The 19,983-nt window shown below is 57.6% G+C and carries 22 protein-coding genes and 2 pseudogenes; 16 read left to right on the top strand and 8 right to left on the bottom strand.

The features are described from left to right. A pseudogene (locus IQ254_RS21055) lies at positions 1 to 1,034 on the bottom strand (transcription-repair coupling factor); the annotation flags it as partial. A gap of 481 nt (positions 1,035 to 1,515) precedes the next feature. Here IQ254_RS21055 and IQ254_RS21050 point away from each other — a divergent pair. After that, on the top strand, positions 1,516 to 1,842 hold the full coding sequence (locus tag IQ254_RS21050; RefSeq protein WP_193968116.1) for a hypothetical protein: 327 nt from the start codon (positions 1,516 to 1,518) through the stop codon (positions 1,840 to 1,842). A gap of 79 nt (positions 1,843 to 1,921) precedes the next feature. Here the strand turns inward: IQ254_RS21050 and smpB are convergent, their stop codons facing one another. The 3 genes from smpB to IQ254_RS21035 are packed head-to-tail and all read right to left on the bottom strand — an operon-like array spanning position 1,922 to position 4,150. After that, positions 1,922 to 2,392, bottom strand: coding sequence for an SsrA-binding protein SmpB (gene smpB / locus IQ254_RS21045; protein ID WP_193968115.1), 471 nt, complete (start codon positions 2,390 to 2,392; stop codon positions 1,922 to 1,924). Positions 2,393 to 2,404: 12 nt separating this feature from the next. Further along, entirely contained in the window at positions 2,405 to 2,671 is a 267-nt protein-coding gene (locus IQ254_RS21040) for a YciI family protein (protein ID WP_193968114.1), read from the bottom strand. Between the two features lie 36 nt (positions 2,672 to 2,707). Beyond that, the gene (locus IQ254_RS21035) at positions 2,708 to 4,150 is read right to left on the bottom strand and encodes a glycosyltransferase family 2 protein (protein WP_228040952.1); all 1,443 of its coding nucleotides are present in this window, start codon (positions 4,148 to 4,150) and stop codon (positions 2,708 to 2,710) included. A 240-nt stretch (positions 4,151 to 4,390) separates the two neighbouring features. Between IQ254_RS21035 and ebsA the strand changes: the two genes are divergently transcribed. From ebsA to IQ254_RS20985, 10 genes are all read left to right on the top strand, one after another. Beyond that, positions 4,391 to 4,765 (top strand): type IV pilus biogenesis protein EbsA, encoded by a 375-nt coding sequence (gene ebsA / locus IQ254_RS21030; protein WP_193968121.1) that lies wholly within the window; start codon positions 4,391 to 4,393, stop codon positions 4,763 to 4,765. A 202-nt stretch (positions 4,766 to 4,967) separates the two neighbouring features. Then, on the top strand, positions 4,968 to 6,050 hold the full coding sequence (locus tag IQ254_RS21025; protein ID WP_193968113.1) for a phosphotransacetylase family protein: 1,083 nt from the start codon (positions 4,968 to 4,970) through the stop codon (positions 6,048 to 6,050). 94 nt (positions 6,051 to 6,144) lie between these two features. Then, positions 6,145 to 6,648: a DNA-processing protein DprA gene (locus IQ254_RS21020; protein ID WP_193968120.1), complete on the top strand. Its 504-nt coding sequence runs from the start codon at positions 6,145 to 6,147 to the stop codon at positions 6,646 to 6,648. A gap of 115 nt (positions 6,649 to 6,763) precedes the next feature. Further along, entirely contained in the window at positions 6,764 to 7,180 is a 417-nt protein-coding gene (locus tag IQ254_RS21015) for an MAPEG family protein (protein WP_228040950.1), read from the top strand. 32 nt (positions 7,181 to 7,212) lie between these two features. After that, positions 7,213 to 7,704, top strand: coding sequence for a YajQ family cyclic di-GMP-binding protein (locus tag IQ254_RS21010; RefSeq protein ID WP_193968112.1), 492 nt, complete (start codon positions 7,213 to 7,215; stop codon positions 7,702 to 7,704). Between the two features lie 263 nt (positions 7,705 to 7,967). Beyond that, on the top strand, positions 7,968 to 8,441 hold the full coding sequence (locus IQ254_RS21005) for a YraN family protein (RefSeq protein WP_193968111.1): 474 nt from the start codon (positions 7,968 to 7,970) through the stop codon (positions 8,439 to 8,441). Positions 8,442 to 8,682: 241 nt separating this feature from the next. Continuing rightward, entirely contained in the window at positions 8,683 to 9,240 is a 558-nt protein-coding gene (locus IQ254_RS21000) for a hypothetical protein (RefSeq protein ID WP_193968110.1), read from the top strand. Positions 9,241 to 9,262: 22 nt separating this feature from the next. Further along, positions 9,263 to 9,994 (top strand): RibD family protein, encoded by a 732-nt coding sequence (locus IQ254_RS20995; RefSeq protein WP_228040949.1) that lies wholly within the window; start codon positions 9,263 to 9,265, stop codon positions 9,992 to 9,994. 26 nt (positions 9,995 to 10,020) lie between these two features. Further along, on the top strand, positions 10,021 to 11,214 hold the full coding sequence (locus tag IQ254_RS20990) for a GNAT family N-acetyltransferase (RefSeq protein WP_193968109.1): 1,194 nt from the start codon (positions 10,021 to 10,023) through the stop codon (positions 11,212 to 11,214). 242 nt (positions 11,215 to 11,456) lie between these two features. Further along, on the top strand, positions 11,457 to 12,605 hold the full coding sequence (locus IQ254_RS20985) for a WG repeat-containing protein (protein ID WP_193968108.1): 1,149 nt from the start codon (positions 11,457 to 11,459) through the stop codon (positions 12,603 to 12,605). Here IQ254_RS20985 and IQ254_RS20980 read toward each other — a convergent pair. Next, positions 12,589 to 13,494: an alpha/beta fold hydrolase gene (locus tag IQ254_RS20980; protein WP_193968107.1), complete on the bottom strand. Its 906-nt coding sequence runs from the start codon at positions 13,492 to 13,494 to the stop codon at positions 12,589 to 12,591. The two genes, IQ254_RS20985 and IQ254_RS20980, sit on opposite strands and share 17 nt — an antisense overlap. A gap of 87 nt (positions 13,495 to 13,581) precedes the next feature. Continuing rightward, positions 13,582 to 14,307, bottom strand: coding sequence for a COP23 domain-containing protein (locus IQ254_RS20975; RefSeq protein ID WP_228040948.1), 726 nt, complete (start codon positions 14,305 to 14,307; stop codon positions 13,582 to 13,584). Between the two features lie 398 nt (positions 14,308 to 14,705). Here IQ254_RS20975 and IQ254_RS20970 point away from each other — a divergent pair, with 398 nt between their 5' ends. Both IQ254_RS20970 and IQ254_RS20965 read left to right on the top strand, forming a co-directional pair. Continuing rightward, positions 14,706 to 16,778 carry an AMIN domain-containing protein gene (locus IQ254_RS20970; protein ID WP_193968106.1) on the top strand — a complete coding sequence of 691 codons (2,073 nt, stop codon included), beginning with the start codon at positions 14,706 to 14,708 and terminating at the stop codon, positions 16,776 to 16,778. Positions 16,779 to 16,880: 102 nt separating this feature from the next. Further along, positions 16,881 to 17,072, top strand: coding sequence for a hypothetical protein (locus IQ254_RS20965; RefSeq protein ID WP_193968105.1), 192 nt, complete (start codon positions 16,881 to 16,883; stop codon positions 17,070 to 17,072). 161 nt (positions 17,073 to 17,233) lie between these two features. Here IQ254_RS20965 and IQ254_RS20960 read toward each other — a convergent pair whose 3' ends face one another. After that, the gene (locus IQ254_RS20960) at positions 17,234 to 17,662 is read right to left on the bottom strand and encodes a DUF1824 family protein (protein ID WP_193968104.1); all 429 of its coding nucleotides are present in this window, start codon (positions 17,660 to 17,662) and stop codon (positions 17,234 to 17,236) included. 98 nt (positions 17,663 to 17,760) lie between these two features. On the opposite strand from IQ254_RS20960, the gene radC reads away from it, so the two are divergent. After that, positions 17,761 to 18,492: a DNA repair protein RadC gene (gene radC / locus IQ254_RS20955; protein ID WP_193968103.1), complete on the top strand. Its 732-nt coding sequence runs from the start codon at positions 17,761 to 17,763 to the stop codon at positions 18,490 to 18,492. 96 nt (positions 18,493 to 18,588) lie between these two features. On the opposite strand, the gene IQ254_RS20950 is transcribed toward radC, so the two are convergent. Continuing rightward, entirely contained in the window at positions 18,589 to 18,852 is a 264-nt protein-coding gene (locus tag IQ254_RS20950; protein WP_193968102.1) for a hypothetical protein, read from the bottom strand. Between the two features lie 159 nt (positions 18,853 to 19,011). Between IQ254_RS20950 and IQ254_RS20945 the strand changes: the two genes are divergently transcribed. Then, positions 19,012 to 19,572, top strand: a complete 561-nt coding sequence (locus IQ254_RS20945) for a CPBP family glutamic-type intramembrane protease (RefSeq protein ID WP_193968101.1) — start codon at positions 19,012 to 19,014, stop codon at positions 19,570 to 19,572. Between the two features lie 149 nt (positions 19,573 to 19,721). After that, positions 19,722 to 19,983 (top strand): annotated as a pseudogene (locus IQ254_RS20940) (AAA family ATPase); the annotation flags it as partial.

The following is a 19,983-nucleotide window of genomic DNA, read 5'->3' as shown; positions in this document are numbered from 1 at the left end:
GAATGGGGGGATGGGGAGATGGGGTCGTCGCTTTCCCCCGTACTTTTTTCCCTATTCCCTATTCCCTGCTCCCTAACCTCCTCCCAGTGGTCTTCGACATGCTCAAACCAGCGATCGCTGTGGGCCTGACACTGATCCACTTCGTCTACGGCAACCAGGCTATTGTCTGGCAGATAGTCCAGCAGAGAAGCGGGTTGGGAGAAGGCCAGCCCTAGCCAGCGACGGGTGCCCTCCGGCAAAATACCGCTCTCTAATCCTTCGGTGGCCGCTGCTGAGAGCAGTCCCTCAAGCTGGCCTTGCTGGCGTAGGTGCTCAATAATCACCGGGCCGTACTGGGTGGGGGTGAGTACCAGCTGGTCGATCGCATCGAGCGATCGCTGGGTCGCCGGGTCAAATTCTCGCAGTCGCTCCAGCTCATCGCCAAACAGCTCTAGCCGCACCGGCAGCTCCGACGCGACGGGATACACATCAATGATGTCGCCCCGCTGCGCCCACTGGCCCTCGGTCTCTACCACCGTGACCCGCTCATAACCAAGGGTTGCTAGGCGCTGGCCCAGCCCCTTGAAGTTGATCTCCTGCTTCAGTTCCAGCCTTAGACAGTAGGGCTCTAGGGCAGAGACCGGCGGCAGGTGGGGCTGCAATGCCCGCTCTGTCGCCACGATCGCAAGCTTGCGACCGGAGGAATCGTCTTCCCCCAGGGCCAGTAGATCGGCCAGCACCTGTAACTGGCCCCAGGTCATTTCAGACTCCTGGTCAAAGGGATCGTAGGGCGACGCCTCGGAGGTGGGGTAGAAATGTACCATATCCCAGGCCATGGCTTCGAGCTGAGTCGCCCAGCGTCCGGCCTCTTCAAGAGTAGCGGTCACCACGAGCAGAGGACGCTGCTGTGCCTGGGCCAAGGCCGAGGCAACTAACCCCTTGGGCAACCGGGAGACGCCGTTGAGCACCAACAAACCCTGCTGATCGAGTTTGCCCAGCAGTTCCCCCGTGAGGGGAGAGCGCTGTAGGGCACAGGTAATCGAAGAGAAAGCCATAGCTGCGTCACAGGGAAATAGAATGCCGAAAATTTTGAAAGCGAAGCCGCCCCTAAACTATTGCAGCCAAGGGATCGACAGTCGGCGATAACAACTCACCTGACGTTTAATCTATTGTAATAATCTCTGACCTATTTACCCATCCCCTATCGTCATTTTTGAGCTGGTAGAACCAAAGCCGCCAGCTACAGCCTTCTATTAGCAGTCAGTTTAGCGATCGCATATCAAGTGCCAATGGAGAACGAGTGCATCCCGGTTTTTCACGTTAGCCCATCCTGCGGGAAGCACTAGGACTGTCTTGCCCCTCAAAGAAATGTAATCTTGCAGACAAATGCAACGAAGTAAAAAGTTAATTTACCCATCGCTTTTCGATAAAAAACACTAGATTTATAATCAGGACAACTCGAGAGATATCTCTGCACTAGTCAACAGCAAAGCTACACTTCGATAGATGTTTTAGCTATTTCGAGAGGGCAGAAAAATGGCGACCGAAAATAATTCAACGCCGTCCCACTACGATCCCCATCTGGTGCCGGCAGAAACCGCTGCTCGAGCTCAGCGCGAAGGTGAAGCATTTGGCCATGTCGAGCATGATCCTCAAGATCCTGAGCAAATTCATACCCGAGATGGGTATACCGTTGACCAAGAAGGGCTGATCAACAACTACGCCGTTGAACCGCCGATGTACATCAATAGCCCAGGGGACTTAAGTGAAATAGAAAAAGCTAACGCTGAGCAACGCGCCCGCGATCGCAAAGCCATGACCGAGTCCCACGATTGGCACCACAAAGGGCCTGGGGTACTCTAACAGAACTGTAGCCTCGCTGCGCCAGCTCCAGCAATGCGTCTCTACAACGTCCTAGGGTTTTCCCTAGAACAGCTGTAACTTAACCCCGACCACTGAGAGCGCGATCGGTCTCACGCTTCTCTTGCTTACGCTTGAGGCTTTCGCGTTTGTCATGGAGCTTTTTGCCCTTGGCCAGGGCAATGGTGGCTTTGACCCAGCCTCGCTGAAGGTAGAGCTTCAGCGGCACCATAGTTAGCCCCTTTTGCTCCACCTTACCGATCAGCTTGCGAATTTCGTCGCGGTGCAGCAGCAGCTTGCGGGCCCGTTTAGCCTCGTGGTTATAGGCCTTGTTGGTCATGGTGTAGGGCGAAATGTGCACATTGTGCAGCCACAATTCCCCATCTCGAATAGAGGCATAGCCATCACGCAGGTTGACTCGCCCCTGGCGAATCGACTTTACCTCTGAGCCCATCAGCTCTAAGCCCGCTTCGTAGGTTTCTAAAATCTCGTACTCATGGCGGGCCTGACGGTTATCGCTGACAATTTTGTATCCATCACTCGAATCGGCCATGGCCTATCCTCACTATTCCACCACCACCCGCCATTCGTGCAGCTCATACTCAACGCAGTGGTTTTGAATCAGCGGGTCGGCAGCCACAATGGCACGAGCCTCATCCAACGACTCAGCCCGAAATAACAGCATACCACCCCCATATTCAGCCCAGTAGCCGGTCTTGGCTTCGTGACCTCGCGCAATCAAGTCTTTGACATAGGCCGCGTGGGCAGGGATGTACTGGTCGAAAACGGGTTTATTAACGATGCCTTTTTCAATTTTAACGAACCAGGGCATGGGGATGCGATCGCACAATAGCCAACACCCTTCAGCCTAGGACAAATCGGCCTGGAGATCTTCCTCACTGCCCAGGTGAGTCGTTTTCACCCAGCGCAGCCGCTTGGGCCGCACCGCTAACCGCATCGCCATCGTGGCAATCACCAGCAGCCAGTGCAACATGTAGAGATTGCCCCACAGGGTCTGTACCCCACTGGCCCAGATCGACCGGGGGCGAGTGCGCCGCAGCCCGCAAAACATGCCCACCATCGATAGGGTCAGCGCCAGGCTTGACACCGGCAAAAACAGCGGCATGCGATGGCGCAACAGGGCCATCATAAAGTCGGGCAGCGCCACCGAGGGCAGACCGTACTGAATCATCCAAAAAGCGGCCATATCGAAGGTTTTGGCCGGCGCTAGGCGCTGCTGAACAATCAGTCGCCAATAGTCCAGGTAGCGCTGGTAGCCCCCTTCAGCCCAGCGATTGCGCTGATGCCACAGCCCCAGAGGCCGCTCAACCCCCTCCTCCCCAACCGCCGGGTGCAATAAAAAGTGAATTTCCCAACCGCTAAAGTGCAAGCGCAGAGTCAAATCCAGGTCGTCAGTGATGGTTGCTTCATTCCAGCCTCCACACTGGGTCAACGCCTCCCGACGTACAAACTGACCGTTACCCCGCAGTTCGCCGAGGCCACCCAGGCTAATGCGCTGCTGCTGAAAGTAGCTGTCGAGGGCCATCTCAGCCTGTTGCCCCCGGGTCCAGAGATTTTTAGCCCGGTTAACCACCGCCTTTTGCATCTGCACGGCCCCCACCTCAGCCTGCTCAAACAGAGGCACAATGTGACGTAGCGCATCTTTGGGCACCCGAGCATCGGCGTCAAATACGCCAATAATGTCACCCATGGTATCGGGCCAGACCTGGTTGAGCGCCCCCGACTTACCACCACTGGCCCCAGCGGGGCGGCGCAGCACTCGCAGCTGCGGATAGCGCAGGGCCAGGGTCTGGAGCCTAGTCGCCGTGCCATCGGTACTGTTGTCGTCAATAATCCAGACATCGTAGCGACAGGTCGGATAATCGAGCTGGCAGAGGGCCGCTACCAAAGGGTCGATCACCGTTTCTTCATTTTTGGCGGCGACCAACAGCGATACATAGGGCCAGGTCTCCCAGCCCTTGGCGGCAGCCCCGCCATCCGAGGTCGTAGCGGGTAACATTTTCAAAGCAGGCAGCGGCCGAGCCAGCAAAATCCTGAGGGCATGGGTCGCGAGAATGACGGTCAACCCAAACACCAACCAACTTCCCCAGGACAGCAGATGCAGCGCGATCGTTGTCCCCCACAGCATACTCAGCGTTAGCGCCGCCTTAGAACGACGACCGGCATAGCCAGGAAAATCGTCGATATCTAGAGCTTCGAGCGGGTGATAAAAGCGTTCAGGAAAATCAGCCATGAACTCAGGTAGGAGGATCAGCACAACAAACCGCGACAGCGGCCAGGAGATCACCATTGGAGAGAATACCTGACTTCAAGCATGCCCCCGGCCTAGGTCTATCATCGTCGATTTTGCGTTTTTTTTGGGTGATACTCTCAGTCCCATCCTTGGGAATGCTACCTTTAGTCCTTTGCGTAATTACCTATCCGGACAGGCTGAGTATCGAGTATCCTAAACAGCTGAACCCGCTACTACCAGCCATCGCCGCCCTCTTAACCGCTTGTTAAAACTTGACCTAAGGCCAGACCCATGAGCTTGACGTTTGAGGCAATTCAGCCCGCAGGAAAGCAAGAAATCAGCGTCTACATGCCCTATTACCAGGGCAGTAAGCGCAACGCGCTCCCCTACGCCATTGCGCTCTATAAGCAGGGCAACTTGGAGGGTGAGCGGCAAATTGAAGCAAGCGATAGCATTGCCTTTCTAGCGACCTGGAATGTGTCCATGCTTCCGGCCGATTTAACCCGCTGTCAAATGCAGTTTGCTAGCGATAGCGATCTGAGCTACGAGATCACCATGGCCACCTTTGAGTTTATAGACTTTCTCTTTGACGTGATTGTGGCGCTGCGGCAAAAGCGCCCGGCCGACTTTTCCCAGAATTTTTACCGCAAGCTACTGCGCTTAGATGAGTAGAGCAGTTAGGGCAAGATAGCGTCAGTCTACAAGTGCTTTCGAGCTGAACCAGAGGTTTGAAGATGACCGATGCTGACAGTCCCTCAGATGGCAGAATAATTGTGTTACTGTCCTACTGATGTAGCCCCGTGTTGGCTGGCATTGCAGAGCCAGAGATGGGTCATTAGGGATCAGTGCATTAGCCCCATGGAGGACTTGCAGCGTGCCCAGTTCAGCAAAACGTTTAGTGATTGGTTCGACCGAGTCGTATAGCGGCAAATCGGCGGTTTTACTGGGTGTTGGTCTCCAACTACAGGCGGCGGGCATGGATATCGGGTTTGGTAAACCCATCGGCAACTCCATCAACGGCGATGGTAGTGATCCAGACCTGGATTTCATTGTTGAAACCCTACATCTACCGGCATCGCGGTACTATCCCCCGTCTATTTCGCTGACCGAAGCTATGATGGCCGAGCAGCTGACTCTCAATGGTCAGGCCTCTACTCACGGCAGTTTACAGCCTTACACTGAGCACCAAGGTGAGGCGCTGGTGCTGCTCGAAGGTCCAGGCAATCTGACTGAGGGGATGTTGCTCAACCTGTCTGTGGCTCACATTGCCGCTGAAATTGATGCGGCGGTATTATTGGTCACTCGATACGATTCACTGCTTTTAGTCGATCGACTGCTGGCCGCTAAGGCTCAGCTTGGCTCTCGGCTCATCGGAGTCATTATCAATGATGTGCCAGAGGATGCGGCGACGGTCTGTAAAGATTTAGTTCGTCCTTTTTTGGAGCATCACGACATTCCGGTGCTGGCACTGCTGCCGCGATCGCCGATTATGCGCAGCATTACCGTGCGCGAGATTGTGTCTCGGCTCAATGCTGAGGTGCTGTGCTGCGCTAACCGGCTTGACCTAATGGTTGAGACGCTCACGATCGGGGCCATGAATGTAAACTCGGCCCTACGCTACTTCCGCAAGGCCACCAATATGGCGGTGGTGACTGGGGGCGATCGCACCGATATTCAGTTTGCAGCCCTTGAAACCTCGACCCAGTGCCTAGTCCTCACGGGTCAAATCCCTCCGTCGCCGGAGATTCTAGAGCGGGCCTCAGACCTAGAGGTGCCCATTGTTTCGGTCGATTCTGACACCCTCTCCACGGTGGAGCGGATCGACGAACTGTTTGGTCAGGTGCGCCTTCATGAGCCCATCAAGGTGCAGTGCATTAAGGGGTTGATCGCTGACCATTTCGATCGCGATCGGCTGCTACAACTGCTAGATCTGGGGTTGCCCGTGTCGGCGGGCTAAGGCCACTAGCCTCGGTGCCCTGTAGCCTTCTCCTCGGCTTCTGATACAATAAATCGCGTTATTCTCGCATTCGGTGCAGCCTTTGAGTCAGTCTATGGAAGCGTCGCTCGAGTCCGCTAAAGTCGACACGTTTTTGCAGGAACTCGCGGCTATTCAACAGTCGGGTTCTAAGCGGGTAGCCATTCTGGGCTCGCGCCACGTGCCCATTACCCACCAGCAACTCATTGAGCTGATGACCTATGCCCTCGCCCTGGGCGGTAACCGCATCATTACCTCGGGGGCTACGGGCACCAACTCCGCCGCCATCAAGGGGGCGATGAAGGCCGACCCTAACCTGCTCACCGTCATTTTGCCCCAGAGCTTAGATCGTCAGCCCCGAGAGTCTCGCGATCAGCTGGAGCAGGTAATGCACCTGGTGGAAAACCCGGCTAACAATACGATGTCCTTGGCCGAGGCCAGTTCTGTGTGTAATCAGGAAATCATTTCTCGCTGCCAGCAGCTGATTTGTTTTGCCTTTCACGACAGCACTACGCTGCTCAAAACCTGTCAGGATGCAGAAGACCAGCGCAAAATTGTCACGCTGTTCTACTTCGACTAGGCCCGCTGGGTTTCTGGCTAGACCTAGCTGGGGTCGGTTACGCCTAGCTCGGGATCAGAGCCCCGATTCACAATCCCGATTCACAATACAGACAGTTAGTTGAGGACAAACGGTCATGGCATCTGTATTATCTATGCCAGGGTTTTTGCTGGTCAGCATTGGCCTGGCGGCGCTGCTGGTGTACCTGCCCTTTTTTGCCGTGGGCTACGGACGCTTTGCCGTAGGCTACGATCAGGCGGCTCCTCGGGCCATGCTCAATAAGCTGCCACCCTACGCCCAGCGAGCCACCTGGGCCCACGAAAATGCCTTTGAATCGATCATCTTGTATGCTCCGGCAGCGCTGATGGCCTATATCACCCAGCAACAGTCGGCGGTTGCCCTGGGCGCTGCGATCGCCTATCTGATTGCCCGCACCTTATACCCGGTCGCCTACATTTTGAATGTGCCGATCGGGCGATCGCTGATGTTTGGCATCGCTAACCTAAGTACATTTACTCTCTATTTCTTGAGCTGTCGGTCGGCCTTGATGTAGTCTGTTGGTGCGCAGATACTTAGCAGTAACCCATGGCTTCCAGCTTTTCCTTTGACATCGTCAGCGACTTCGACCGCCAAGAGCTGGTTAACGCCCTCGACCAAACCCGGCGAGATGTGATCAGCCGCTACGACCTCAAAGACACCAAAACCACCATCGAGTTGGCCGCTAGCACCATCACCATCGAAACCGCCAGCGACATGACCTTAGATGCGGTCAAAGACCTGATGCACCAGAAAGCCGCCAAGCGCAATCTCTCCCTAAAGATCTTTGAGTATGGCGACGTAGAAGCCGCCAGCGGCACCCGCGTGCGCCAGACTATCACCCTCAAAAAGGGGATTGAGCAGGAGATGGGCAAGCAAATCACCAAGCTCATTCGCGATCACTTGAAGAAAGTGACCGCCTCTATCCAGGGCGATGCGGTGCGGGTGTCAGGCAAATCTAAGGATGATTTGCAGCAGGCGATGCAGCTTGTCAAGCAGGAAGACTGGCCCGTCGCCGTGCAGTTCACAAATTACCGCTAGGTCTCAACCTGACCGATCGCAATTGGGCAAACTAGAGGAGATGACTCCTCCATAACCTGAGTTCGGGATAAGAAATTTTCCTGCTAAAGCAAGCTTACTGTCCCCTCCTGGGAGGGGTAGGGGTGGGTCAATCGAGGCTATCAGCAGAACTTCACCGTATTGAGCCGATTACTCTCTGTAGCAGTTTTGACCCACCCCGCCCTCCGGGCACCCCTCCAGAGGAGGGGACGGCGTTATCCCGAATTGAGGTTCCATAGCTGCCCATGACCGGCAAAATCAGCCAAACCGAACTCGGGACGCTGGGCGAAACCCTGGTGAGCAATTGGTTACGCACCCAGGGCTGGCAACAGCTCGATCGCCAGTGGCACTGCCGCTGGGGCGAGCTCGATCTCGTCATGGCCCAGGGCCCCGCCTGCGCCAACGGCCAGCTTGCCTTTGTGGAAGTTAAAACTCGCAGCCAGGGCAACTGGGATGCCTACGGCCTGATGGCCATCACCCGCAGCAAACAGGCCAAGCTTTGGAAAGCCGCCCAGCTTTATTTGCTCCAGCATCCTCAATGGGCCGAAGCGACCTGCCGCTTTGACGTGGCCCTAGTTGCCTGTCGGTTCAAGCAGCCACAGATCAACAGCCAGGGTTTCCCAAATTATCCGGCGGCTAAACACCTCGCCATCGATCAGGCTCGCTATCTGGTGCTGCAAGATTACATTGAAAGTGCCTTTGATGCCCCCCATCGGTAGGGAAAATTCGGCCAGACAGCAGTGACCCCTATCCTCAGGCAGCTGGCCCGCCCTGCCTTGGGCCCAGACAAATTCTTAAGAATACCGTCCTATTTACAGCATTAGAGCATTCATAGCCTAAGCTGCTATATAGAGGTATAGTGTTTGTCCTGCCTCTATCCCTAGCGTCTGCATTCAGCCAATGGGCTAAAGCAGGCTCCCTACCGTACTTCCCAGTCCATTGTTTCTCTGGGAATGCTATATGACCAAATTTGCAATTTACGTCTGCCCGACCGGTAGCCTAGCCGAGCAGATTCAGCGGTTCGTAGCTGAGCACCGAGAAGCATCAACACCCCACGGTGGGCAAGGCCCCGCCGCTTGTTGCATGCTGATTGACGGCTTTGAAGAACAGTCTGGTGCTGCTCCGGTGTATACGCGGAGCTTAGATCGCGCCTACAACCGAGGATTAAAATCCCGTCCTTCTCCAGTGGTGACTCTAGATGGACTGGTGACGAAACCCGACTGGTGCGGCTTGGCGTTAACGTCTCCCTGGCTCAAGCAGGTAATGGTAAATTTTGCCTGCACCGTTAAATCACCCACCCGCAAAATGCCCCTTCGCATTCAGGATGAATTGAGTCTGCCGCTGGCCTACGGTGCTGACAAAAAGCAGGCCAAGGCCGTGGTGGCCCAGGCCAAAGAAACTATTGACTGGAAAATGCCTACTCAGTGGGAAATGCGCTTTTATCAGCAGCTCACTAATCAAAGCTGGAAATGCCACAGTAGCTGGGATTTGGGTGCAGGCCAACCCTCGGCCAGCTAACGCAGCCCTTACCCCCATCACCTTGACCGCTCTCGACCCCAACCTTCCCCACACGGCGCTGGTGCTGGCCATGAGTCTGGATGGCAAAATTGCCGATACCCGACGCGGTGCTGCACGGTTTTCTTCCCTAGCAGACCTGGCCCATCTAGAGGCCAGGGTAGCGGCAGCAGATGGAGTACTGTTTGGCGGCGGTACGCTGCGGGCCTATGGCACGACCCTGAGCGTGCGCAATCCAGACCTGGTAGCCCAACGGCGGCAGCGAGGACAGCCCGAACAACCCAGGCAACTGGTCTGGTCGCCCTCGGGCAACCTGAATCCCCAAATGCGCTTCTTTCGGCAGCCGGTGCCCAGGGAACTGATCACGACGGTAGCCGGTGCCCAGCGGTGGAATGCCGCTCAGTTTCAGCGGGTTTGGAAGGTACCTGAGGCTCAGACTACTCCCTGGGATTGGCCCTGGATTTTGGCCCAGCTACGGGAGTCGGGCATTGAGACACTGGCGCTACTGGGCGGCGGCGGCCTGGCGGCAGCACTACTGTGCTGCCACTGCGTTGACGAGATTTTTATCACTGTTTGCCCGCTCATTTTGGGAGGCGCAACGGCCCCAACTCCGGTAGATGGAGTGGGCTTTTTAGCCGCGATCGCCCCCCGTCTAGAGCTGTTGTCTAATCAGACGCTGGGGGACGAGGTATTTTTGCACTATCGGGTGCGCCCCACCCCTGCAAGGGACGATAAATTCCTTTACCCTGGAGAATAACCGTTGTCTCCTACCGGCTAATCTCCATGGGCTATCCCTCTGTGCCGCCGCTGACCGCCACCTGGGTTCGCAACCTGGAGGAAGTGCCCGAAGCCACCTGGGACGAGTTGGCCCAGCCCCTAGCCACGCCCTTTTTAGAGTGGAGCTGGCTACACAATATGGAGCGATCGGGCAGCGTGGGGGCCAATGCGGGCTGGCTGCCCTGCCACCTGACAATATGGCGCGGCAAAACCCTGGTGGGAGCCGCCCCGATGTATCTCAAAAGCCATAGCTACGGCGAGTTTGTGTTTGACCACCAGTGGGCCGACCTGGCCGATCGCCTGGGGGTGCAGTATTATCCCAAACTGCTGGGCATGTCGCCCTTTACCCCGGCGGAGGGCTATCGGTTTTTGATCGCCCCCGACGAAGACGAGCGGGCGGTGACCTTGGCCATGGTAGAGGCGATTGACAGTTTTTGCGATCGCAGCGACATCTCCGGCTGTCACTTTCTCTATGTCGATCCCCAGTGGCGGGCCACCATGACCCAGCTGGGCTTTTCGCAGTGGCTACACCACAGCTACGTATGGCAAAACCAGAGCTTTCAAAGCTTTGATGACTATTTGAGCATTTTCAACGCCAATCAGCGGCGCAACATCAAGCGCGAGCGCAAGTCGATGGCGACGGCGGGGCTGCGTCTGGAGGCGGTGACTGGGGATGCCATTGCTAAGTCACTGTGCAACCAGATGTACGACTTTTATGCCGACACCTGCGACAAGTTTGGCTGGTGGGGCAGCAAGTATCTGACCCGGCAATTCTTTCAGCGGCTTCACCACGACTACCGCCATCGCATGGTGTTTTTTGCCGCCTACGGCGATGACGATAGCCACCCCGTGGGCATGTCGTTTTGTCTGACCAAGGGCGATCGCCTCTACGGGCGCTACTGGGGCTCATCTATGGATATGAACAATCTGCACTTCAACGCCTGCTACTACGCCCCGATCGAGTGGGGCATTGCCAACGGCATTACGCTGTTTGACCCCGGTGCCGGGGGTCGCCACAAAAAGCGGCGGGGCTTTCCGGCTCTGGGCAACTACAGCCTGCATCGGTTTTATGACCCCCGCCTGCAAACCCTGCTGACCCGCTATATTGCTGAGGTCAATGAGCTAGAGCAACGAGAGATTGAGTCGATCAATGCCGATCTGCCCCTAAAAGCATCCCCATCCCAGGCAACCCCTGAGTAAACGTTTAGCTTTTATGAAAGTTTTTCAGCAGTCCCTGAAACATCGGGCATGGTAGACATAGTCTGACCCTGGTGAGGCTAGTACCAAAAGGCAGAAGTAAGAAGGCAGAACGGGAACCCCAGGTCTCATAAGGGTTTCCGCGTGAGTAAACAGCTGGGTTATTGCCGCCTCAGAGTACTAGCCAGGTTGGTCTAGTTTCAGGCTAGCGTTGTCAAAGCTGTTTCGCTGATGAGGTCAGGCAGATGGCGCGATCGCAAACTAGGGCGCGACCGAGCAGAGCAGCCGGTGCCCTGATCGGGATCAGTCTGAGCTTATCTACCCTAGCGGCCTGTAGCTCACTGCGCGAGGGTGCGACTAGAGCCCAGCCGAGCGCCGCCACCGCTATGCTAGAGTTCATCAACCCGCAGCCAATTGCCCTCGCCAGCACTATGACCAGCCCGCTGTTATTTGACACCGTTTCAGACTTTGCCGAGGGGGTCGCCATGGTGCGGCTCAAGGAGCGGGTGGCCTACATCGACCGCGAGGGCCAGCTCAGTGTGCAGGTGGCTGATCAAAATGTCACCGTTGCCGCCGACTATGCCCAGGGGCTGGCTGCAGCCCAGGTGGGTGCATACTTTGGCTACCTCGATCGCCAGGGCAACTGGGCCATCGAGGTGCAGTTTCACAAAGCCAAGTCATTTTCTGAGGGGCTGGCGGCGGTGCAGGGGGGCACCAAGTACGGCTTCATCAACCTCATGGGAGAATGGGTGATTGAGCCGCAGTTTGATCTGGCGGAGGGGTTTGTGGGCGATCGCGCCCTGGTCAAGCTGGCCGATAGCTATGGCTATGTCGATACCACCGGTCGCTCGGTGGTGCCGACAACCTTTAAAGACGCCTGGAGCTTTGCCCAGTCTCTAGCCGTAGCCAAGGTCGATCGGCTCTACGGCTATATCGACCTCAACGGCAATATGGTGGTTGATCCCCGCTATGACGGGGCTTTCAGCTTTTCAGAAGGGCTAGCTCGGGTGCGCATTGGGGCAAATTTCGGCTTTATCAACCCCAAGGGAACCTTGGTAATAGAGGCGAATCTACCCTTTGCCTCAGACTTTTCGGAGGGGTTGGCCGCCGTGCTGATGGACGGCAAGTGGGGCTACATGAATGCGGTCGGCCAGGTGGCCATTGCTCCCCAGTTCGACTATGCCGCCGATTTTTCGGAGGGGCTCGCGGCGGTGCAAACCGACGGGCGCTACGGCTATATCACCCCTGCCGGAGACTGGGCGATTGAGCCCCAATACGCCAACGCGGGCAAATTTGTCGAGAGGCTAGCCCGCGTGCAGCTCGACAACCGCTGGGGATTTATCGACACCGAGGGCAACCTGCTCAGCGGCGACGGCTTTAAGCTGGTCGATTAGCTGTAGCCAGTGCCGCTAGGCTCTGCTGAATAAGCCCGACGGTCACGCCGGGCACTTCTAGCTGTGGCGTGAGCCCGACCCCGGGCAGCACCTCAAATCGGCGAATAGCCGAGGGATTGAGGGCGACAAGGCGATGGCCGATATCGACACCAGTCAGTTGGGCCGCCTCGCCCCACAGCACCACGGTGGGGGTAGTGAGCTGGGGCAGATCGACGGCTAGATCAAAGCTCAGGTCGCCCCGCACAAAGGCCAGAGCAGCGACATCGGCATGGGGCTGCTGGGCCGATGCCAGGTAGGCCGCCACCATTTCGTCAGCAATTTTGCTGGAGTCGGCAAACTGGCGCTGGGCCAAAAATAGCTTGATGCCCTCGGCGGTGGCGATCGCGCCGCGATAGAGCACCTGATCCACCAGGGGCAGTTTAACCATCTGGTTGATCACCGAACTACTGGGGTCTTGGCCAAAGTCGGCCAGCCCCGCCGGAGCCACCAGCACCAGCGATCGCACTAGACCGGGCTGGGCGATCGCCACCCGCACCATCATCGCCGCACTGAGAGACGACGCCACCACCACTGGCGGTACCGGGCAAAGGGTCTGTAGAACCTCGATCAGCAGCGCCTCATAGTCGGCGGTCGTTAGCGGCTGATCGGGGTGATCTGACTGGCCCCAGCCAATCAGGTCGGGAGCCAGCACCGGGTGGTCGGCCGCAAAGGCCGGGTAAACCTTAGACCACTCATAGCTCGATGACCCACCCCCAAACCCATGGACGAAGAGCAGTGGCACCGAAGCGGTTGGAGCCCCAGGCCAAAAGTCTGGGTCAGCCTCGACATAGACCACCGTACCCGGGCCGAGAGCCACCGATCGCTGGATAAAGCCAGGAGGAATCAACATAGAAACACCTGATCACTGCCCTTTGAGTACCACGAAAGGGAACCCTTTGCCCACAAGCGATCGGTAGAGAGCTGGCCAGCCTTATACCTAGCGAAAGGCATCGGGGTTGAGGGGGCGACCCGCCGCGCCGCCGCCGCTGAGGCGAGCGCCCGTACCGCCATCGGCAGAGTCTAGAAAGGGCTTGAGGTTAATGCCCTGGGAGCTAGAGCGAGTTGGGGCACCCGAGGGCCACCCGAGCACATTGCCAATCTGCTCTAGGGCACTACCGCCACCCCCATCGGTAAAGGTATTCACCCCCTGGGTCTGATCGCCCCGGTCAGCGATCGCCAAATTGTCAAACACAAGGTCGCGGGTCTGGGCAGCATCTTGCCCCGGCGGCACCGTAAACACAATGCGACAGCCGGGCACCGCCTCGGTGGTGACACAAACAATGTTGTAGCCATTTTCAACCGAGGTCTCGAGGGCGAGCAAGCCATCGGGGCGGTAGCTTTCGAGGCGCGCACTGATTGTCGTGCAGCGGCGCTCGGCAGGCCAGGCGCTACCCAAGTCCTGAGGTACCGCCCAGGGATACGCCTGCCCTGGCTGGCTGGTGGGGGCATACATCACCGTATATTGGCCGTCACTCATCTGACAGGTGAAGCGGGGGGTGGTATCGTCTGCGGCAGGTTCGGCGGGAGTACTTTCTGGAACATTCTCTGGCGTCCCCTCTGGGGTTTGAGCCTGGGCCAGGGCACTCAAAGGGGCGATCAGCATGGTGGTGGCTAGCCCACCCATGATCAAGCTGGCGCGGAGAGTCGTCGTAGAACGGGCCATGGTGTGCTGCCTCCAGAGTCGAATTAGGTGTGAGTAAATCTCTGCCCAGGGTGCCCGGGCGATCGCAGTGCAGACCACAACGCAACGTTGCGTAAAACATGGCTGAGACTAAATCAGCCCCTGGGCCAGGCCAAACACCCTGAATAGCGCTATTTGCTTAAGTCTGCGACGCGATCGCGGCCGCAGGTGTTCCCCCTTGATCGATCTCCCCAGGGCAACCAGTTACCCTTCCCCTGACAAATTACCCTTGCAAATTTTAAGATTGTGCGTATCCTTAGTTAAGCTTGGGTTTCACGCTGTATCTAGGACACATTGTCGGGCTTCTTACGCTGCATCTAGCGTTTCCCTAGCAATGGCTCAATATCGTCTCCCCACACCGCACCAGAGAGATAACACCCATGGATTACCCCACTCACCGCACTTCGATGGCTGACCACCGAACCATAGGCTATCGCCTGGGGGGCTGGGCGGGAGCTGGGCTCATGGCCTCAACCATGCTAGTGCTGTGCCCCGTCGCTCAGGCCGAAACCCTGGCCGCCTGGCAGTTTGACCCGGCCACACAGCAGTTGACCCTCACCCTGCCCAGCGGCGTCACCCCCGCCTACACCGTAGAAACCAGCCCGGCGCGCATTGTCCTGACCATTCCCCAGACTCAGCTCGGTTCTGTCGCCACCCAGCAGAGCTACAGCGGGGCCGTGACCCAGATCAGCCTGACCCAGGTCAGTGCCGATACCGTCATTGTCTTAGATCTCGCTGCCGACGCTGTGCTGGCCCCCGAGGGAGCTAGCCTGGTGGCGATCACCCCAGGCAATGAAGCAGGCGCATCAACCCGCTGGGTGCTGACGGCTCTGGCAGCCCCAACCTCTACGTCGGCTCTAACAGCAACCCCGCAGATGGTCGTAGACCTGCCCATAATCCCTGGCAACGATCCGCGCCTGGGGTTTCCGGCCGCAGGCACCGGGCGACTGAGTACCTCCGCTGCCAACCTCATGCTGCCCAGCGATATCGACAATTTGGCCAATCTGCCCGAAACCCTGCCTGTCGATCCGTTTAATCTAGGCCAGCCTGGTGAACAGGTCTCAGTTCCCAGCCTGGCTGAGCTAGATGCCGTTGTTGGCCCCGTCGCCACCGCACCCCAGCCATCGTCACCGTTGGCCGAATCACCAGAAGACAGCGCGGCCCAACCCGAAGACATCGCCACACTGCCTCCGGTTTCGCCCCCAGCTGGCACTACCGCCGTGCTAACGCTAGAACCACCGCCGCTTAGCCCCAACGCCACCACGGCGCCGCCAGTAGCGACAGCCCCCAGCGCCGACGTAGAAACTCCAGAACCGGCAGATGTTGCACCTATCGACAGTGAAACCAGCGGCGTACCCATTGCGGTCATGCCCCCAGAGCCTCAGGTAACCGAGTTGGCGGCTCCCGCAGCCCCTGAGATAGAAACCGCGGCCCCCGCAGCCCCTGAGATAGAAACCCCCGCAATAGAAGCCCCTACCGTGGCGGTCGAGCCACCGGTCGCCGCTGCACCGCTGGCTAGTGATGGCTCTGCGGCGATCGCAGCAGAACCACCGCCATCGCCAACCCCCCAGGTCAGCCAACCTGACGCCGTCATTGCTACCGATCCCCCAGAATTGCCCAATCTTGACACCGAGAGCACAACGGCTTCATCTACTGACGCTAGCGCCGCTATTAACCAAGAGCCGCCACCAGCCACCACCCTTCCCGTTGAACTAGCGGGCACTGACCCCAATCTGCTGGCGGTGCCCAACGCCCCCACGACCACTAGCCAGGGTAACGTCATTCCCCCCGAGACCCCGGTGGTCTTAGCCTCAGCGGGAGAACCTATTCTCTTTGGTAGCCCCTTGCCCAACAGCAGCCAGGCGGCGTTTCCCGATGCGGTCAATCCGCCCCCGGCAGATCGGCCGCTGGCTCCCGATACCCTAGTGGCGGCAGGCACGGTGTTAGAGCTGCGCTATGTGGGTGACGAACCCCTAAACCTGAACACCAACTCCAGTCAAAATCAGGTGCTGTTGCTAGCACAAGATATTCGCGACCCGATTACCAATGGCATTGTGGCTCCGGCGGGCAGTCAGCTCATCGGCCAGTTTGAATCTACCCCCAATGGTCAACAGTGGGTGAGTAAAATGCTGATTGCTCCCACCGGGCAGCAGGTCTCATTCTCAACCACCTCTGACTATTTAGTGGGTACCCCCGATGTCAGCCCTCCTCGCCTGGCCGCAGGAGCAGGATTAGGGGCGCTGGCACTAATGGTGCTCACAGGCTTTACCGGTATCGGCCTAGTGGGCGGCGCACTGATCGGGGCCACCACCGCAGTGGGCACTTCGCCCCAGTACATTGTGATTGAGCCCAATCAGGTGCTTCAGGTGCAGGTCATGGAAGACATCCCCCGGGCTATTCCCATTGCTTCGGCTCCCGAGAATAGCCGCGAGTGGGGAGCAGGCGGCTGGTAGGTAGTGGCGATCAGGTAGCCCCATCTGCTGTCTCAACGCGAGGAAACAACTCCCGCTCAGTTGACTACAATAGGGGTGTCTTATCGGCATCCCAAACTAGTCATGGCAGTAAATAACCAAAAACGCGTGGTGTTTGCGCCCCAGCCCGGATTAGCTGAATCTTTCCTGTCGACCATGAATCGCGTTGTCAGCGTTGAGCTAAGCGATGATGAAGATGTGGAATGGATTTGGGCACCTGGGGCTCAGGGTATGGCCTATGTTAGCGGCTACACCATTGTCAAAAAAACGGCTTGAAGCTGGAGACGACTTTGAGGTTTCCAGGTCAGAAGATACCCCATGGTAGGGGCGCAGGGCCTATGCCCTTGGCAGGAAGCAGGGTTCTCGATGATTTTTGCTGCCAGAATTGTCTCTAGATGCCGCCGGTCAAGCTGATCTGCCCCAACCTACCCCTCCTGTTAGGGTTGCGAAAACAAATCAAATGAAAATGGGCCGTAGGTACCCGATACCTCAGCGAATTCAGGCTCAGAGGTGTGAAAGGTAATCAGCACACCCCGCGACTGGCCGCTGTAGTCATCCAGGTACCAGGCGCCTTTGAGGGTGTTGAACTTGAGAAATATCGCCCCTTCCCGAGGCGGCAGATCTAGGCTCACGGTCACCCCCAACGCCGCTAAAAACGATTCGAGGGCTTGCTGCCCCGCCGCCAGGGTGGCGGCACAGATACCTAGGGTTTGGTAGTCAGACCATTCGTTAAAGTCCCGAATATCGGTGCGTACCTGCTCCGCTTCAGCGTTACTTAGGGCTGGGGGAGTGGTCAGGCAGCTAAACTGATTCAGCCGCTGGCGGGCAGCGGCAATATCGGCGGCAGTGGGGCTCGACGTGGTCATAGAGAATGGCTCGCTGGATGAAGGCTTAGTGTGCTTTGGGCAAGGGTGTTTGGGCTTACTAGCAGTGGGCCTGTCGGCCTGCTGTCAGGGGTGCCAGTATGACCTACCACGTCAGAGTGCTAGACATGCCGTCGAGCGATCGCCCGCGCGAACGGCTACTAACCTACGGGGCTAAAAGCCTTTCTACCGCAGAGCTACTGGCCATTCTGCTAGGCACTGGCCAGGGGCCAGGCAAGCTGTCGGCGGTGGGGTTGGGCCAACTCATTCTGCAAGAAATGGGCCAAAATCAACGCGATCCGCTGACCTCTCTACGGGACGTAGCGGCCCACGATCTGACTAGCATTGACGGCGTTGGCCCCGCCAAAGCCACCACCATATTAGCGGCCATTGAGCTGGGTAAACGAGTACTGCAAGCGATTCCGCCCGAGAAAACGGTGGTGGACGATCCGGCGATCGCCGCTGCCGCCCTCAGCCATGAGCTAATGTGGCAAGCCCAGGAGCGCTTTGCTGTCGTGCTGCTCGACGTCCGCCACCGACTCATGGGAACCCGGGTGATTACTATCGGCACCGCTACCGAAACCCTGGCCCACCCCAGGGAGATCTTCAAGACCGTGATTCGCAATGGAGCCGTGCGCTGCATCGTGGCCCACAACCATCCCTCTGGAAATCTGGAGCCCAGCCCGGATGACATTTCCCTGACGCGGCAGCTCCTCCAGGGGGCACAGATTCTCGCCGTGCCGGTGCTCGATCACCTAATCATTGGCAACGGCGACTACCGCAGCCTGCGCCAGACCACCCAGCTCTGGCAAGAAACGCCCCAGGACGTTTAACCGATAACCCAAAATACAAAAAAAGGTAAGGCTATTGCACCTTACCCGCAATCCCTAGCTAGGAAATGTGTTGAGAGGATGCGAATACGCCCCTCCCTAGGGCGACCCTGGCAGCTGCAGATCGAGCGTTGCCAACAGTAAAGTGTAGTCGGCAAGGTCGTTCACGGGATACCGCTGCCAATCGCCATCGACCTTTAGGTCGGCAAACAAGCCCGCCGAATCCTGATGAAAGTGGAGAAACGCCGTTGATTTTAGATAAAACTTGCCCACCCCTTTTTCTTTAAGCGGCGGTATTCGCTGGCGCACTTGGGTTAGTAAAGGGGCCAACTGAGCCAGAGTATCGCTATCGGCATGCTTCACTACGGCTATGCTCCCGGCAACCTGTTTACTATGGAATCAAACGACCATGGCATCGAGTCTCTATGCTGGCCTAAGCTTACCGCCTCTCAATCAGAGTCGGGGCATGGCGCATCTGTCGTTTTAGTTCTAGTTGTCGTTTGCCGTTATTCATGGTCTGCTTTGCAACACCTTCGCCTGCGCGCCTACATTGCCCTTAGGCTAACGACTCATCGGTTGTGGCAGGCGGCTAAGACCTGGCCCCAGCCCCAAGACTGGTTGCTCGCAGCTGGGTTAACGGCAACCCTGGGGTTAGTCGCTTTGCCGGTGGGGTTGATCAGCCATTTTCTCTCTCCCACGGTGGCGACTGTCACCTGGGCCGAGGGGTTGCGACTGGCCGGGCGAGTGCTGCTGGTGCCCGCCCTAGTCGAAGAGGGTTTTTGGCGGGTGCTGATGTTGCCCCATCCGACCGAAATGATCAGCGATCGCAAGCGCTGGCGACTGGGCCTACCCATGCTGGGGCTGTTTGTAGTTATGCACCCCTTCAACGCCATGACTCTCTACCCAAGCGCCTTTGACACCTTTACCAACCCGGTGTTTTTGCTGTCGGCGACGCTGCTGGGGCTGATCTGCACCTACACGTACTGGAAATCTGGATCGCTATGGGTGGTGACGGCGATGCACTGGCTGGTGGTGACCGTATGGCTGTTGTTTTTCGGTGGTTACGCCGCTCTGCATCTGTAGTTGTTCCGTACCGTCCTTCAACTTTTATAACGGCTTGGGGGCGGGCCTCTAGTTTCGACCCCCGGTAGTGAACCCTAGCGATAGGGAATGCTGAAACCTATCCGTGGTATCCCTATTGTCAGCCCCAGGCCGTATCATCCGTAATGCCCATGAATGACTTCTTTAAAGGCTTTGAACAACTGCTCGAGCTGGCCAAAACCCTCGAAGAAAAGGCCGAAAGCGGTGAGCTCAAAACCAACGTTCAGGTCAATGCCCGGGGCCTTAGCAGCATTCCCCGCCAGGGCAACATTCCCAATATGGGCGTCAGCCGCACAGACCGCAACACTCCCGACGCCGGGTTCGGGAATGACCCCGCCGTCGAAGAAGTCATGATCACCCCACCCCCTGCGGGCGACGGTTCCTCCCCATCTC

This window comes from Nodosilinea sp. LEGE 07088, assembly GCF_015207395.1.
GTDB lineage: Bacteria > Cyanobacteriota > Cyanobacteriia > Phormidesmidales > Phormidesmidaceae > Nodosilinea.
The sequence above is the reverse complement of the archived record's forward strand: the minus strand, read 5'-3'. Positions and strand labels throughout refer to the sequence as shown.